17 protein-coding genes and 2 tRNA genes are annotated in these 15,078 nt (G+C 56.8%); 1 reads left to right on the top strand and 18 read right to left on the bottom strand.

The genetic code is table 11. The features are described 5' to 3' along the window. Positions 1 to 139: 139 nt before the first annotated feature. From K8I84_RS03510 to aspS, 14 genes are all read right to left on the bottom strand, one after another. Positions 140 to 215 (bottom strand) — tRNA-Lys (locus K8I84_RS03510). A 71-nt stretch (positions 216 to 286) separates the two neighbouring features. Further along, a tRNA-Lys gene (locus K8I84_RS03505) sits at positions 287 to 362 on the bottom strand. Between the two features lie 82 nt (positions 363 to 444). Beyond that, on the bottom strand, positions 445 to 1,212 hold the full coding sequence (gene ybgF, locus K8I84_RS03500) for a tol-pal system protein YbgF (protein ID WP_223793326.1): 768 nt from the start codon (positions 1,210 to 1,212) through the stop codon (positions 445 to 447). Between the two features lie 24 nt (positions 1,213 to 1,236). Then, positions 1,237 to 1,806: a peptidoglycan-associated lipoprotein Pal gene (gene pal / locus K8I84_RS03495; protein ID WP_223793325.1), complete on the bottom strand. Its 570-nt coding sequence runs from the start codon at positions 1,804 to 1,806 to the stop codon at positions 1,237 to 1,239. A gap of 62 nt (positions 1,807 to 1,868) precedes the next feature. Next, entirely contained in the window at positions 1,869 to 3,182 is a 1,314-nt protein-coding gene (gene tolB / locus K8I84_RS03490) for a Tol-Pal system beta propeller repeat protein TolB (RefSeq protein ID WP_223793324.1), read from the bottom strand. 15 nt (positions 3,183 to 3,197) lie between these two features. Continuing rightward, positions 3,198 to 4,202, bottom strand: a complete 1,005-nt coding sequence (gene tolA, locus K8I84_RS03485) for a cell envelope integrity protein TolA (protein ID WP_223793323.1) — start codon at positions 4,200 to 4,202, stop codon at positions 3,198 to 3,200. Between the two features lie 22 nt (positions 4,203 to 4,224). Next, positions 4,225 to 4,671: a protein TolR gene (gene tolR, locus K8I84_RS03480; protein WP_223793322.1), complete on the bottom strand. Its 447-nt coding sequence runs from the start codon at positions 4,669 to 4,671 to the stop codon at positions 4,225 to 4,227. Between the two features lie 35 nt (positions 4,672 to 4,706). After that, positions 4,707 to 5,396 (bottom strand): protein TolQ, encoded by a 690-nt coding sequence (gene tolQ / locus K8I84_RS03475; protein ID WP_223793321.1) that lies wholly within the window; start codon positions 5,394 to 5,396, stop codon positions 4,707 to 4,709. 14 nt (positions 5,397 to 5,410) lie between these two features. Then, complete coding sequence (ybgC, locus tag K8I84_RS03470) at positions 5,411 to 5,833, bottom strand: tol-pal system-associated acyl-CoA thioesterase (protein WP_223793320.1); 423 nt, start codon at positions 5,831 to 5,833, stop codon at positions 5,411 to 5,413. A gap of 7 nt (positions 5,834 to 5,840) precedes the next feature. Further along, positions 5,841 to 6,872: a Holliday junction branch migration DNA helicase RuvB gene (ruvB, locus tag K8I84_RS03465; RefSeq protein WP_223793319.1), complete on the bottom strand. Its 1,032-nt coding sequence runs from the start codon at positions 6,870 to 6,872 to the stop codon at positions 5,841 to 5,843. 150 nt (positions 6,873 to 7,022) lie between these two features. Beyond that, positions 7,023 to 7,655: a Holliday junction branch migration protein RuvA gene (ruvA, locus tag K8I84_RS03460; protein ID WP_223793318.1), complete on the bottom strand. Its 633-nt coding sequence runs from the start codon at positions 7,653 to 7,655 to the stop codon at positions 7,023 to 7,025. 30 nt (positions 7,656 to 7,685) lie between these two features. After that, a complete protein-coding gene (gene ruvC / locus K8I84_RS03455) occupies positions 7,686 to 8,213 on the bottom strand; it encodes a crossover junction endodeoxyribonuclease RuvC (protein WP_223793317.1) in 528 nt (175 codons plus the stop codon). 18 nt (positions 8,214 to 8,231) lie between these two features. Then, complete coding sequence (locus K8I84_RS03450) at positions 8,232 to 8,975, bottom strand: YebC/PmpR family DNA-binding transcriptional regulator (protein ID WP_223793316.1); 744 nt, start codon at positions 8,973 to 8,975, stop codon at positions 8,232 to 8,234. A gap of 65 nt (positions 8,976 to 9,040) precedes the next feature. Further along, positions 9,041 to 10,837 carry an aspartate--tRNA ligase gene (gene aspS, locus K8I84_RS03445; RefSeq protein ID WP_223793315.1) on the bottom strand — a complete coding sequence of 599 codons (1,797 nt, stop codon included), beginning with the start codon at positions 10,835 to 10,837 and terminating at the stop codon, positions 9,041 to 9,043. A 238-nt stretch (positions 10,838 to 11,075) separates the two neighbouring features. On the opposite strand from aspS, the gene fabR reads away from it, so the two are divergent. Next, positions 11,076 to 11,696 (top strand): HTH-type transcriptional repressor FabR, encoded by a 621-nt coding sequence (gene fabR, locus K8I84_RS03440; protein WP_223793314.1) that lies wholly within the window; start codon positions 11,076 to 11,078, stop codon positions 11,694 to 11,696. 15 nt (positions 11,697 to 11,711) lie between these two features. On the opposite strand, the gene K8I84_RS03435 is transcribed toward fabR, so the two are convergent. The 4 genes from K8I84_RS03435 to tadA form a co-directional block, all read right to left on the bottom strand. Further along, positions 11,712 to 12,134, bottom strand: coding sequence for an HIT domain-containing protein (locus tag K8I84_RS03435; protein WP_223793313.1), 423 nt, complete (start codon positions 12,132 to 12,134; stop codon positions 11,712 to 11,714). Positions 12,135 to 12,136: 2 nt separating this feature from the next. Beyond that, a complete protein-coding gene (locus K8I84_RS03430) occupies positions 12,137 to 13,480 on the bottom strand; it encodes a UDP-glucose dehydrogenase family protein (RefSeq protein WP_223793312.1) in 1,344 nt (447 codons plus the stop codon). Between the two features lie 63 nt (positions 13,481 to 13,543). Beyond that, positions 13,544 to 14,533, bottom strand: a complete 990-nt coding sequence (galE, locus tag K8I84_RS03425) for a UDP-glucose 4-epimerase GalE (RefSeq protein WP_223793311.1) — start codon at positions 14,531 to 14,533, stop codon at positions 13,544 to 13,546. An 8-nt stretch (positions 14,534 to 14,541) separates the two neighbouring features. Continuing rightward, entirely contained in the window at positions 14,542 to 15,069 is a 528-nt protein-coding gene (tadA, locus tag K8I84_RS03420; protein ID WP_223793310.1) for a tRNA adenosine(34) deaminase TadA, read from the bottom strand. Between the last annotated feature and the right edge of the window lie 9 nt (positions 15,070 to 15,078).

Here is a 15,078-nt window from a genome sequence, read left to right as displayed (position 1 = left end):
CGGTTTTCATGAATCACTCAACCCCGCAATGGAAACATTCACGGGGCACCTAAAAACCTACTTGGGAACTTATACGCAAAAAAAAAGAGCCCGGAGGCTCTTTTTTCAACGGATCTCTAAAATTGGAGAGATCCGGTATTGGTGGGTCGTGATGGATTCGAACCATCGACCAATTGGTTAAAAGCCAACTGCTCTACCAACTGAGCTAACGACCCGTAAACGGTGACCAGTGCTCATCCTGATCTGACCGAAAGCGAACACGGGGTATCGCTTCCAGACTTAAATATGGTGGGTCGTGATGGATTCGAACCATCGACCAATTGGTTAAAAGCCAACTGCTCTACCAACTGAGCTAACGACCCAAGCGAGGCGCATATAGTAATGATTTTTTTGTGTTGATCAACCCCCATTTCGAAAGTTTCTCAACATTTTTTTCACGACGGCTCAGCCTGCCTCAGCGCCAAGGAATTTCCGAGCCAAATCGGCCGCACTGCTATCCGGATAACTGTCTATCACAGTCTGCATCCGCACTCTGGCCTGCTCTGCCTCTCCCAGTTTGTCCAGGGTCACACCGAGCTTGTAAAGAGCATCGGGAGCTTTCCTGTGATCCGGGTAGCGCGTCGCGACGATGGTAAATGCTTGCTTGGCCTGTTCGAGCTGCGGTTTCACCAGGTAAACCTCACCCAGCCAATAATAGGCGTTTACGGTTAAATCGCCTTCTGGATAAGTATCGATGAACCCGTAAATCTGCGTGATGGCCTCATCGTAGTTTTTATGGTTCCGGATCAAATCCTGAATCTCAGCATAGGCCTCACGCTCTTCCGCATCAGGCTGCCGGTATTCCCTGGCTTCGATCACCGGTGCTCCAGAGCCTGCTGACGAACCGGCCGATGCCGGCGCAGATGGCTGCTCCGCGAGTTTCTCTGACAAGCTCAGGATTCGCTGGTCCAGGTCGATATATCGATCCCGCCCCTGCTTTTGCAGACGGTCAATCTGGTACCGCTGCTCCTCGACTTCACCTCGTAGCCGACGAACCTCTTCCTGCAGCTGCTGAATCATGTAGAACAGTTCGGCAGAACCCTGATTGTTGACCGCATTACCCTGGGCCGCCGAGTTGCCGCTCTGAAAAGAGGGAGTAGATTGCGCCAGAGCCACTCCCGTCTGCCCCAGGGCAAACGGGAGTACCACTGTCGCCATGAGCGTCTTTCTCATGGACATACCTGTCATCAGGAGATCTTATTCAAACACCAGCTCCACACGACGGTTCTGAGCCCAGGAACTTTCGCTGGAACCCATAACAGCTGGCTTTTCTTCACCATAGCTGACGGTTTCGATCTGGCCACGCGAAGCGCCGTTCACGATCAGGAAACGCTGAACCGCGTTGGCACGACGCTCACCCAGTGCCAGGTTGTATTCCTTGGTGCCGCGCTCATCCGCGTGGCCTTCCAGACGAACCTGCTGACCCGGGTTGGATGCCAGGAAACGGGCATGGGCCACCAGAACATCACGAGCTTCCGGCTTGATTTCAGCCGTGTCGAAGTCGAAGTAGAATGTGGTAATTTCACGCAGCGCTTCCTGCTGGGCCTGCTGCTCGGCAGCCAGGCGCTCTTCTTCGGTCATCGCGGAAGAAGAAATGCCGCCATCCTCGCCGCCACCGTATACGGTAGCGCCGCCATCCTGATCAATTGCCGCCACGTCAGAGCCGTACTCACCTCCATCAGCTGTGTCACCAGTGGAGCTACATCCGGCGAAGAGGCCGACAGACAACATAACTGCAAAAGCCTTTGATTGGGCTGACAACTTCATAGTGCTTTCCTTTCGGTTGGTTAACTTTATGAATGAATCAATTGGCAGACGTTTTCGGCCTGCTACCGCACCAGCGGCCCCCACGCGGGCTCACGCACATCGCCCTCCGACGCGGGCAAGCTGTAAGCTGCACCGCCGTCCGCAGAAATAACGGTGAGCACGCTGCTACCACCTTGCTTTGTGGCGTAGATCAGCATACGTCCGTTCGGGGAAACGCTTGGGGATTCGTCGGATTCTGTTCTGGTCAGAACGGTCTCCTCACCAGTTTCTAAATTGGTTCGTGCAATATGGAACGCCCTGTCACGTTGGTGAACATAGTACACGTATCGTCCGCTACTGTCCGGCCGTGGACGAGCGTTATAGCGACTACCAAAAGTGATACGTCTGGGCGCAGCATCAAGACGCTCCATGTAGTAAATCTGCGGGCCACCGGAACGGTCTGAGGTGAAAAACATTCCCCTGCCGCTGGCATCCCAGCTGGGCTCGGTGTCAATGGCCCAATGATTGGTTACCTTGGACAGCTGCCGGCTGGCCAGATCCATTCGGTAGATTTCCGCGTTGCCATCCTTTGACAGTGTCATCAGCAGCGAACGCCCGTCATCGGACCAGGCCGGGGCTGAATTAAGACCCGGAAAGTCGGCAATACGGGTACGCTGGCCAGTCGCCAGTTCGTGGACAAAGATCGCCGGCTTACCGGTCTCAAAGGATACATAGGCCAGCTTCTTGCCGTCCGGCGACCAGGCCGGTGACAGAATCGGCTCCCGGCTCTCGAGGCGGACAGACGCCCGCTTGCCGTCGACATCGCTCACTTGCAAGCGATACCGGGGCTGCCCATTAATCGATTCAAGCGTGATATACGCCAACTTGGTGGAAAAAGCACCGGGTACGCCGGTGATCGCCTGGTATACCTGGTCGCTGATGGCATGAGCCAGGGAACGGATGTTGGACAGGGAGGCTGAACTCGTGCGGCCCAGCAGGCGTTCCTCGGTACTCACATCGAACAATTCGTATCGGGCATTCACCCGATCGGCCTGGCGGGTGAGTTCACCCACCAGAACATAGCGTTGGCCAAGCAAACGCCAGTCCCGGAAAAACACCTCGGCACGCTTGGACGGCAGGCTGAGCATCTGGGACGGCGCCAATGGCTTGAATTCGCCACTCATGGCGAGATCGTCCTGAACGATGCTGCTGACTTTATCGCCCGGCGGAAAAGCGCTGCTTTCTGCAAATGGCACCACCGCAATCGGAATCGCGGCGTCAGCCCCTTCGGTGATACGAATGACCAGTTCCGCCCGAGCCACGCTGGCGCCCAGCAGGATCAGGCATGCGACAGTAGCGATGCCGCGTAACGATGCTTTCCAGATCCGTTGTCTCATAGAGCCGTCCGTTCCTTATTGCAATCCGCCCGGGGTGAATTCCAGGGTGAACTGACGAAAATATTGTTCAAATGTCTGCCGATCATCAGGGACCGGATATCGCCCAACAGCGCGGGCCGCGCTCAATGCCGTATTATCAAAAGCAGCATTTCCGCTGCTGCCAACCATCCGCACGTTAGCCAACTCGCCTGTTGGCAACAGCGTAATGCTCAGAGTGGTCTTCAGCCCCTCTGTGGCCGAGGATGGCTTGTACCACTCGCGCCTGACCCTCTCATAAATCAGGGCCCGGTATTTCTCGGCCTCGGTCAGCATCTGCGCCTCTTTGGCTCGTGCCGCTGCTGCCTCTGCCTGTCGACGAGCCTCGGCTTCCTCAGCCTTCCGGGCTTGCTCCGCCAATGCTTCCAACTGCTGTTCTTTCAGCCGACGTTCTGCTTCCTCGCGCTTTCGTTCCGCTTCCTTTCGCCGAGCCTCTTCTTCGCGACGCCGCTGCTCTTCCTGGCGCCGCTTTTCTTCCTCGGCTTTACGGCGAGCCTCTTCTTTGCGTTTTTCTTCCTCGGCCTTTCGACGTTCCCGCTCCTTGGCTTCCGCTTCGGCCTTTAGCCGCGCGGCCTCTTTGGCCCGCGCAGCCTCTTCCTCGCGCTTTCGACGCTCAGCTTCCTGTTTTTTACGTTCAGCCTCCTTGCGGGCGGCTTCTTCCTGTCGCTTTTTCTCAGCCTCGGCTTGTCGACGGGCTTCTTCCTGACGCTTCTGCTCATCCCGGCGCTTTTGCTCTTCAAGCTTGTGTTCCTGCTCACGATCAACCTGCTCCACAGGTTCCACAATCTCGCTGGGAATTGGTTGCTGCTGAGTAATCAGGCGCGCGGAAATACTCCGGGGCGGCGGCTCCTGTTCAGGGCTGGTCCAGGACCACCCGGCCAGAGCTACACCTATAATGAGCGCATGAAGCCCGACCGAAAACGCTATCGGCGATTTCCATGGCGCATGCCCCGTGCTGATGTCTTCGCGTTCGTGGCCTATCACAACGTTCCTGTCTGCGCCTGCATCACTTGTCCATGGCGGGAGCTTCGGTAATCAGCCCCACACTCGAAGCACCTGCCGCCTGTAATTCAGCCATGAGCCGAACCACAACCCCGTATTCCACATGCTCGTCTCCACGCACCAAGACCTCACTGTTGGCGCGCTGGGACAGGATTTTCGTGATTTGCTCGCGGATTTCCGGTAACGACATCGGGTCACTGCCCTGGTCCCCGATTTCCATGTAATACGCCCCATTGGTATCAACAGACACCACAATGGACTCGACATCTTTGTCGGCCTGGATTGGCTCAGAGGTTGTTTCAGGCAACTCCACCTTCACGCCCTGGGTCAACATGGGCGCCGTCACCATGAAGATAATCAGGAGCACCAGCATCACGTCGATATAGGGTACGACGTTAATCTCCGACATCGGTTTGCGCCGATGCTGCGGCATCATTCCCATGCCTTTCATCGCGTCACCTCGGGGAACATATCGGAATCAATCACTTATACACCGCTTGCATCGCTACTGTGGACCCGGCGATGCAAAATGCTGGAAAACTCTTCCGCGAAGGTTTCGTAGTTCTTGAGCAGCGCATCGGCCATGGCCGAGAAACGGTTGTAGGCAATGACCGCGGGGATCGCGGCAAACAGGCCCATTGCAGTCGCAATCAACGCCTCCGAGATACCGGGCGCAACGGTCGCCAGTGTCGCCTGCTGAACCTGGGCGAGACCACGAAACGAATTCATGATGCCCCAGACGGTGCCGAACAGCCCAACATAGGGGCTGGTTGAACCAACGGTTGCTAAAAACGGAAGGTGAGTTTCCAAACGCTCCTGTTCCCGGGAGAACGCCACGCGCATAGCCCGTTGCGCGCCTTCCATCACGGCATCCGGATCACGGCTCTGCTGGCGAAGCCGGGAAAACTCCTTGAATCCCGCACGAAACACGGATTCCATACCAGAGAACGGGGTCGGTTCGGCACTGACCTCCCGGTACAACTGGCCCAAATCCATACCGGACCAGAACCGCTCTTCAAACTCATACTGTGACTGCTTGGCCTGACGGAATACCTTGATGCGCTGAAAAATGAGCGCCCAGGAAATGATTGATGCCAGCGCGAGCAGCAACATAACGAGCTGCACCAGTACGCCGGCGTTGGCAATGAGATACCAGACTGAAACTTCCGATTCCACCTTCTGCTCCTGGCTTATTGTTCGATCTGAATGTGTTTTTTCAGCATGTGCTGCATACTTTCAGGAAAGCGCCGGGGCCTACCCGTGTCCAGCGCCACACAGGCCACCCGTACATCGGCCGCGCAAAGCAGCTGCCTGTCTTCCGCCATCAGGACTTCCTGGCGCAGATCCATCCAGGCCCGCCCATAACCCACGGGCTCAGACGTGACCAGCAACTGGTCATCCAGTCGTGCGGGCCTGGCATAACGAATATTCATCTGACTGACCACATAGCTGATGTTCTCTGCCAGCCCTGCCCGCAGCCCGACTCCACAACTACGAACCCATTCGGTTCTTGCGCGTTCCATGTAATGCAGGTACTTGGCATGAAACACAATACCTCCTGCGTCGGTGTCTTCTATATAGACACGCAGAGGCAACTCAAAGACGTTGGTCACACCCTCTTCAACCAAAAGGCTCGCCCCCCGAACCAGATTTCGGCGGCACAACCCCAAAGTGCTGGTACGCACTGGAGGTCACCATCCGCCCACGAGGAGTTCGGACCATGAATCCCTGCTGAATCAGGAATGGCTCCAGAACGTCTTCAATCGTTCCCCGCTCCTCGCTGATGGCAGCGGCCAGGCTGTCAACGCCCACGGGACCGCCATCAAACTTTTCAATCATGGCCAGCAACAGGCGACGATCCATGTGATCGAAACCTTCGTTGTCCACTTTCAGCATGTTCAACGCCTGATCTGCCACCTCGGCACCAATGTGCCCGTCAGCTCGCACCTCGGCAAAGTCTCTGACCCGCCGCAACAGTCGATTGGCAATTCGGGGTGTACCTCGGGAACGACGCGCTATCTCGAACGCACCGGCCTGGTCAATATCCACGGAACTCAAACGCCCGGAACGCTCGATGATATGGGTCAGATCAGCGGTATTGTAGAATTCGAGCCGCTGAACAATGCCAAAGCGATCCCGAAGAGGCGACGTCAGCAAGCCGGCCCGGGTGGTAGCTCCCACCAGCGTAAAGGGCGGCAGATCCAGCTTGATCGAACGGGCAGCAGGCCCTTCACCGATCATGATATCCAGCTGGTAATCCTCCATGGCCGGATACAACACTTCCTCTACAGCCGCGTTAAGCCGGTGGATCTCGTCGATAAACAGGACGTCGCCTTCCTCGAGATTGGTCAGCATGGCCGCAAGATCGCCGGCCTTCTCCAGCACCGGCCCGGACGTGGTCTTGATGGCCACACCCATTTCGTTGGCAATGATGTTCGCCAGGGTGGTTTTACCCAGCCCCGGCGGACCGAATATGAGCACGTGATCCAGTGCTTCCTGACGGGTGCGAGCGGCAGAGATAAAAATATCCATCTGTTCGCGCACCGTCGGCTGTCCGACGTATTCGTTCAGGAGAGTGGGCCGAATCGCCCGATCCTGTACTGCTTCGTAATCACCGGCCTGCGCTGAAATCAGTCGGTCGGATTCGATCATGAGATTGCCCGAGTGAATAAAAACAAAAATCGCCGCTTTCGCGCTTACCTGAACGATAACCTATTGTGACAATTGTACAAACCGTCCATCCGGTGTCACGTTACGCTCTATACAGGTTTGGCACCATAGAGGCGACATAGCAAGAAACGATTACTTGGTGGGAATCATGCTCCGGAGTGCCAGGCGAATCAGATCTTCACTAGACATGCCCTCCTCCGCAACGCGCGTGATTGCCTTGGCAGCCTCCTGAGGCTTGTAGCCCAGAGCAATCAGAGCCGATTCAGCTTCATCGCGGGCATCCGATACCGACCCAGTAACCGGCTTAACAGCACCTTCCGGAAGCAAACCGCCCGCGGCGGACGGCACAAACTGTCCTTCAAGCTGCTTGATGCGATCCGCCATATCGATCAGAAGCCGCTCCGCCGTTTTCTTGCCCACTCCGGGCAACTTGACCAGCGCGTTGACGTCCCGTGCTTCCACGCAACGAATGAATTGATCGGCGTCCAGCCCGGACAGAATGCCCGCAGCCAGCTTCGGGCCGACGCCATTGACCTTGATCAGCAGCCGGAAGAGGTCGCGATCCAGTCGCGATGCGAAGCCAAACAGACTCTGCGCATCTTCGCGAACGGCAAAGTGTGTATGGAGCGTGACTTCCTGCCCAGTGTCAGGAAGGTGAAAGAAGGTGGTGTAGGGAATATCAACTTCGTAACCCAGCCCGGAACACTCCACCAGGGCCTGACCAGGTGTTTTTTCTACCAGAATTCCTCGAATACGACCGATCAACGGGAATCTCCTGTCGCTCTTCAGAGCGGTTTATTGTTGTCTTACTCGCCCACCCCGCGCCCGGCCTTCGCCTCCGGCCACTCGCAGGATTCCTGCACTCATATGGGCATGACACAGCGCGATGGCCAACGCATCGGCGGCATCCGCCTGGGGCTTTCTAGACAGCCCCAATAGCGCCTGCACCATGTGCTGGACCTGGGACTTGTCTGCCCCACCCTTACCCACAACCGCTTGCTTTACCTGACGGGCAGAGTATTCATGAACGGGCAATCCACTGTTAGCAGCACTGACTATGGCCGCCCCCCGTGCCTGCCCCAGCTTGAGGGCAGAGTCCGGATTCCGGGCCATGAATACCTGCTCAATGGCAAACTGGTCGGGACGATATTCTCCAATCAGCGTGGCGAGACTGTGGAAAATAGCCTGGAGCCGCTCTGCCATGTTCTTGTCACCGACACGAATACACCCACTGTCGATGTATTCAATGCGCCGGCCCTCCGCGCGGATAACGCCGTAGCCGGTAATTCGAGATCCGGGATCTACGCCCAAAATAATGGCCAAACTGCTTCCCCAGCCACGTTAAAGTGACTCCATGATATCGGCAGATATGTCGGCGTTGTGGTAGACACTTTGAACGTCATCCAGATCCTCGAGCATATCGATCAACCGGAGGTTGGCTTCAGAGCCATCCTGATCAAGCTCGACCCGGGTTGCCGGGACCCAGGTAACCTCAGCGTTATCTGGCTTGAAGCCGGACTCGACCAGGGCATCTTTCACGTCCATATATCGATCAGGCGTGGTAACGATTTCAAAGGAACCATCACCCTGTTCCGCCAGATCCTCAGCTCCGGCACTGAGAGCCGCCTCCATCAGAGCGTCTTCCGATACATCCGGACCGTAACTGATCACCCCCTGCTTGGTGAACAGGTACGCAACCGAGCCATCGGTACCAAGATTACCCCCCATCTTGCTAAAGGCATGACGGATTTCCGCCACCGTGCGGTTTTTATTATCGGTCATCGCCTCGACGAATATGGCGACCCCACCGGGCCCATACCCTTCGTACGTCAGCTCTTCGTAATCACTGTCGTCGCCACCACCGGCACCCCGTTCGACGGCACGCTCGATGGTGTCTTTCTTCATGTTTGCATTCAGCGCTTTATCGATCACCGCCCGCAAACGAGGATTGTCTTCGGGGTTGCCACCACCCTGCCGGGCGGCCACGGTCAGCTCCCGGATAATCTTTGTGAAGATTTTGCCCCGCCTGGCATCCTGAGCTGCCTTGCGGTGTTTGATGTTGGCCCATTTACTGTGACCAGCCATGAAACGCCTCCATCTTCGTAGAGCCGGGGTGTAAAAACACCCCGGCCTATTACCACTTTCCGAACTTACTCGCCGTCAGCCTTGTTGCCTTCAGCCTGCTTGGCAGACTTGCGCAGGCGGATATTCAGCTCACGCAACTGCTTTTCATCGACTTCACCCGGCGCCTGAGTCATCAGGCATGTGGCGCTCTGGGTTTTCGGGAAAGCAATCACGTCCCGGATCGAGCTGGAACCGGTCATCAGCATCACCAGACGATCCAGACCAAAGGCCAGTCCACCGTGGGGCGGGCATCCGAACTTGAGCGCGTCCAGCAGGAAGCCAAACTTCTCCCGGGCTTCTTCGTCACCAATGCCGAGGATACGGAACACCGTTTCCTGCATGGTTTCGTCGTGGATACGAATGGAGCCACCGCCCAACTCGGTGCCGTTCAGCACCATGTCGTAGGCGCGGGACAGAGAGCCAGCCGGGTTCGCCTCCAGCTCTTCCGGCGTGCAGGAAGGCGCGGTAAACGGATGGTGGATAGCGGTCAGGCCGCCATCCGGCGTCTCTTCAAACATCGGGAAGTCCACGACCCACAACGGTGCCCACTCGCTGGTGAGCATGCCGAGATCGTGGCCCAGCTTCACACGAAGCGCACCCAGCGCCTCATTAACCACCGTAGCCTTATCCGCGCCGAAGAACACGATGTCACCGTCCTCAGCACCGACACGCTCCATGATCGCCATGGCAATGTCATCGCCCAGGAACTTGACGATCGGAGACTGCAGACCTTCCACACCGGCCGACAGGTCATTGACCTTGATATAAGCCAGCCCCTTGGCACCGTAGATGCCAACGAATTTGGTGTAGTCATCGATCTGCTTACGGGTCAGGTCGCCGCCCTTGGGCACGCGCAGTGCAGCAACACGACCTTTCGGGTCGATAGCGGGCCCCGCAAACACCTTGAAATCCACACTTTCAACGAGGTCGCCCACGTCCACCAGCTCCAGCGGAATACGCAGGTCCGGCTTGTCGCTACCAAAACGCTCCATAGCCTCGGCGTAGGGCATGCGGGGGAACTCCGGAAGATCAACCTCAAGCACGTCCTTGAACAGAGAACGAATCATGTCTTCGTTCAGCGCCATCAGGGAGGCTTCATCGATGAACGATGCCTCGATGTCGACCTGGGTGAACTCCGGCTGACGATCCGCCCGCAGGTCCTCGTCACGGAAGCACTTGGCAATCTGGTAGTAACGATCAACGCCCGACACCATCAGCAACTGCTTGAAGAGCTGGGGAGACTGGGGCAGCGCAAAGAAAGAACCCTGGTGAGTCCGGCTGGGAACCAGGTAGTCACGTGCGCCTTCTGGCGTGGCCCGGGTAAGAATTGGGGTTTCCACATCCATGAAGCCATTGGCATCCAGGTAGTTACGGATATAGCTGGTGATCCGCGAGCGGAAGCGCAGGCGATTGATCATCTCCGGACGACGCAGGTCGACGAAGCGATAGCGCAGGCGAACATCTTCACCGACATCCACGTGCTCATCCAGCGGGAAAGGAGGCGTGGCGGCCGCATTCAGAATTTCCAGCTCTTTGCCCAACAATTCAACCTGACCGGTCGGCATGTTGTTGTTCTCGGTACCGGCAGGACGACGACGCACCCGACCGGTGACCTTGACCACGAACTCACTGCGAACTTTCTCCGCCAGCGCAAAGCTTTCCGGGGTATCTGGGTCCACGACCACCTGTGACAGGCCATCCCGATCCCGCAGATCAAGGAAAATAACGCCACCATGATCGCGGCGGCGATGAACCCATCCGCAAAGAGTGACTTCTTGATCGATGTGGGATTCGTTGATCCCACCGCAATAATGACTGCGCATACCGGTTCCCGTTATGTCTGATATGTACTTGGTTTCTAGCAGGCAAAGATTGACGGCGGCCTGCTCTTCGAAAAATGCCGTGGCCGCAGAATAAGGCGACCACCTACTGGAAAAGCGGCCCATTATAAACACAATGACACCGAAAATCAGGCGGGATTCTACCCATCCTTGCGGGCAGGTGACTCACTGCGGACAGATGGCTAAAATGCCCCCTTACAGCAGTTAACGGAGTTCCACTTTGTCGTCCCGAGCCGAACAAAAATTACGCACCCGACGGGCACTCATGGACGCTGCACTGGCCCAGCTCAGTGCCGACCGCGGATTTGGCAGTCTAAGCCTGCGGGAAGTCGCGCGAGAAGCCGGTATTGCACCGACATCGTTCTATCGTCATTTCACCGAACTGGATGAGCTGGGTCTTGCCCTGGTTGACGAGGGAGGTGTCGCCTTGCGGCAACTGATGCGACAGGCCCGCAAGCGCATCGCAAGAAATGGCAGTGTCATATCCACGTCAGTTGATACCTTTATGGAGTATCTGGGCAACAATGCGAACCTTTTCAGACTCATGCTGCGTGAGCGCACGGGGGTCTCGAAACCTTTCCGCACAGCCATAAAAGCCGAAATCGATCACTTTGTGACGGAACTGACCGTTGATTTAACCCGCGTCGCCGATGAGCGCAATCGACCTCTCTCCGATGCGCGGGCAGCTGCAGAAGCCATGGTTACCCTGGTTTTCAACCAGGGTGCTGAAGCGCTGGATGCGACGGCAAAAGAAAAAGAGGAACTGAAAGAAAAGCTCAAGATCGAGCTGCGGATGATTCTGACAGGCGCACAGACCCTGGCCCAAAAGAAACCAAACTGATCTCGCTGCCCTGACCTACTGAAGCTTGGTCACAATCGGCGCCAGCAGGCCCCGTACGCGATCCAGCTCAGCACTCGCGTACGGCACCGGCGCCTGCTTACCCCACACCGGCCCCGGCCAGGCCGGATCGTTCTCATGACGCACGATATGGTGCAGATGAAGCTGAGGCACCATGTTGCCCAGCGCCGCCACATTCATCTTGTCGCCGGAAAAAACATCCATCATGCCGCGACTGAGAAGGGATGACTCCCGGAGCAACCGCTGCTGCTGTTGCTCCGAAAGCTCATAGATTTCCCGGATGCCAGCCACCGCCGGCACCAGGATGACCCATGCCCAGGTACGATCATTCATCAACCGGATGTCACAAAGCTGGCTGCGGCCGAGACTGATTGTATCCGCAGCCAACCTGTCATGGAGATGAAAATCGGCGCCAGCCATCATCACTCCGGGCTGAACTGATTGGCACCACGACCGATGGCGTAATAGATCAGGTCGTGACGGTCGAGCATTTCCGGCTCATAGAGATTTCGACCATCAAAGACAACAGGCTCATTGAGCGCAGTTGCGATAAGCTCAAAGTCCGGCGAACGGAATTCCTTCCACTCCGTGCAAATGACCAGAACATCCGCGCCCTTGAGCGCCTGCTCCTTGGTACCACACAAGACGAGCCCGTCGCGATCTCCATAGATCCGCTGGGTTTCTTCCATGGCTTCCGGGTCAAACGCCTGAACACTGGCACCCGCTTTCCAGAGGTTTTCCATAAGCGTTCTGGACGACGCTTCTCGCATGTCATCCGTATTCGGCTTGAACGCCAGCCCCCAGAGGGCGACAACCTTACCTTTCAGATCACCCTGGAAATAGTGACTGATCTTGTCGAAGAGCACATGTTTCTGGGCATAGTTTACGGCTTCGACTGCATTCAGAAGCTTCGCCTCATAGCCAATGTCGCCTGCCGTTCTCGCCAGGGCCTGAACGTCCTTGGGAAAACACGATCCACCGTACCCGCAGCCTGGGTAAATGAAGTGGTAGCCAATGCGGGGATCCGAGCCGATACCCTGACGCACTGCCTCGACGTCCGCACCCAGGCGCTCCGCCAGGTTGGCAATTTCGTTCATAAAGCTGATTTTGGTGGCCAGCATGGCATTGGCCGCGTATTTGGTCAGCTCGGCCGAGCGGATATCCATGAAGATCATCCGGTCATGGGAGCGGTTGAACGGGTAGTAGACTTCCCGAAGCAACTCCGCAGCCTTTTCACTGTCGGTACCCACCACAATCCGGTCAGGCTTCATGAAGTCCTGGATGGCAGCGCCTTCCTTGAGAAATTCAGGGTTGGACACCACGTCGAAATCCAGGTCCAGTTTTCGCTGGTCAAGCTCAGCCTGGACTGCCGCCCGAACCTTGTCCGCCGTGCCGACCGGCACCGTGGACTTGTCGATAACGACCTTGTAGTCATCCATATGCTGACCAATGGATCGGGCTACAGCGGTCACGTACTGAAGGTCGGCGGAGCCATCCTCGTCCGGGGGCGTACCTACGGCAATAAACTGCAAAACCCCATGAGCGACGGCCTCTTCCACATCCGTGGTGAAAGAAAGGCGGCCAGCCTCGACCGTGTGACTGACGATACTCTCAAGTCCCGGCTCATAAATGGGAATCTGCCCGTTCTTCAGGCGCTGGATCTTGCCTTCGTCCACATCCATACACAGGACTTCGTGGCCAACATCAGCCAGACACGCGCCCGTCACCAGGCCAACGTAACCGGTACCAAAAATCGTAATTTTCATTCGCTAAATCCCAATTCCTTCTCTGTAAACGGGTACACGCACCAACAGAACGTTCATCAGCTCTTAATGCGCTATTTTCTTCTTCTGCCAGATGGATTCCCAGTTAAGGGCGGTGCGCACGATGATCTGGAGATCATCATAGTCCGGCGACCATCCCAGCACCTCGGTGATGCGCGTATTGTCGGCCATCAACGCAGCCGGGTCTCCCGCTCTGCGCCCTGTTTCCGTTACCGGGAAATCCGCCTCGGATTCCTGCTTGACCACATCAATGACTTCACGCACCGTAAATCCGCGGCCATAGCCGCAGTTCAGCACCTGGGACTCACCACCCGCGGCCATATAATCCAGCGCCATAACGTGCGCCTTGGCCAGATCCTCAACGTGGATATAATCACGAACGCAGGTACCGTCCCGGGTATCGTAGTCCGTACCGAAGATGTTCATCCCCTCACGCTGACCCGTGACACACTCGCAGGCCACCTTGATCAGGTGAGTGGCCTCCGGCGTGGCCTGCCCCAGCAACCCGTCCGGATTGGCTCCGGCCACATTGAAGTAGCGCAGAATGACATAGTTCAGGCTGGAGGCAGCGGATAGATCCATAATCATCCGCTCACTCATCATTTTGGAGGCACCGTAGGGATTGATGGGCGCCAGAGGCAGATCCTCGGTCAGCACGGTCTCAGCCGGCATGCCGTAAACGGCTGCGGTCGATGAAAAGACCATGTACGGAACCTGGTAGGCCTCAACGGCCTTAAGGAGGTTCAGCGTGTTACGCGTATTGTTACTGTAATACTTGAGAGGATTTTCTACCGATTCCGGCACCACGATGTTCGCGGCAAAGTGAAGCACTGCTTCAAACTTGTGAACCGCAAAAAGGTCGTTCAGGGCCGCTTCATCCGCCAGATCCCCGACCACGAGCTCGCCCGCTGTCACTGCCCACCGGTAACCGGTCGACAAGTTGTCATAAACAACGATGTCGTGCCCTGCCTGTGCCAATTGCCGAACAACATGGCTTCCGATATATCCGGCACCGCCGGTAACGAGAACTTTCATAAACTGTGTTACTCCTTCCCTGAGATTCCTTTACCCGGGATTGCTTTGCGCCTCTGTCGGATTTCCTTGCGCCGTGCGCTAAAAAAATCGCTCAACATCTGGCTACATCGATCCTGCAGCACACCGCCTGCAGATGACACATTCCAATTGAGATGCGGCTCGTCCAGCGTGCGACGGGTGGATTCTACCGCGCCCGCCTTGGGTTCTATAGCACCATACACCAGCCGGCTTACACGGCTGTGAACCACCGCACCAACGCACATGGTGCAAGGTTCCAGTGTTACATACAGTGTGGCACCAGAAAGCCGATAATTCCCGACTCGCGAAGCCGCATCCCGAAGCGCGCGGATCTCCGCATGGGCGGTAGGGTCGCAACCGGTAATCGGCGCATTGAATCCCGCGCCGACCTCCCGCCCATCCAGAACCACAACAGCACCCACGGGCACCTCCCCTTTGCTGGCTGCCATGGCAGCCAGCTCAAGGGCCCTTTCCATCCAGTGCTCATCAGTGTTTTTTGGAGTCGATGACGATGTCATCTGTGACCG

Source organism: Marinobacter sp. F4216 (assembly GCF_019931195.1).
In the GTDB taxonomy this organism is placed as follows: domain Bacteria; phylum Pseudomonadota; class Gammaproteobacteria; order Pseudomonadales; family Oleiphilaceae; genus Marinobacter; species Marinobacter suaedae.
Note: the sequence above shows the minus strand (reverse complement) of the source record. Positions and strands in the feature narration are given on the sequence as shown.

Coding starts and splice junctions, on each gene's coding strand:
- K8I84_RS03450 (WP_223793316.1), bottom strand. CDS start 8,975: ATGGCTGGTCACAGTAAATGGGCCAACATCAAACACCGCAAGGCAGCT.
- K8I84_RS03430 (WP_223793312.1), bottom strand. CDS start 13,480: ATGAAAATTACGATTTTTGGTACCGGTTACGTTGGCCTGGTGACGGGC.
- K8I84_RS03435 (WP_223793313.1), bottom strand. CDS start 12,134: ATGGCTGGCGCCGATTTTCATCTCCATGACAGGTTGGCTGCGGATACA.
- tadA (WP_223793310.1), bottom strand. CDS start 15,069: ATGACATCGTCATCGACTCCAAAAAACACTGATGAGCACTGGATGGAA.
- aspS (WP_223793315.1), bottom strand. CDS start 10,837: ATGCGCAGTCATTATTGCGGTGGGATCAACGAATCCCACATCGATCAA.
- tolB (WP_223793324.1), bottom strand. CDS start 3,182: ATGAGACAACGGATCTGGAAAGCATCGTTACGCGGCATCGCTACTGTC.
- tolR (WP_223793322.1), bottom strand. CDS start 4,671: ATGAAAGGCATGGGAATGATGCCGCAGCATCGGCGCAAACCGATGTCG.
- galE (WP_223793311.1), bottom strand. CDS start 14,533: ATGAAAGTTCTCGTTACCGGCGGTGCCGGATATATCGGAAGCCATGTT.
- ybgF (WP_223793326.1), bottom strand. CDS start 1,212: ATGAGAAAGACGCTCATGGCGACAGTGGTACTCCCGTTTGCCCTGGGG.
- pal (WP_223793325.1), bottom strand. CDS start 1,806: ATGAAGTTGTCAGCCCAATCAAAGGCTTTTGCAGTTATGTTGTCTGTC.
- ruvB (WP_223793319.1), bottom strand. CDS start 6,872: ATGATCGAATCCGACCGACTGATTTCAGCGCAGGCCGGTGATTACGAA.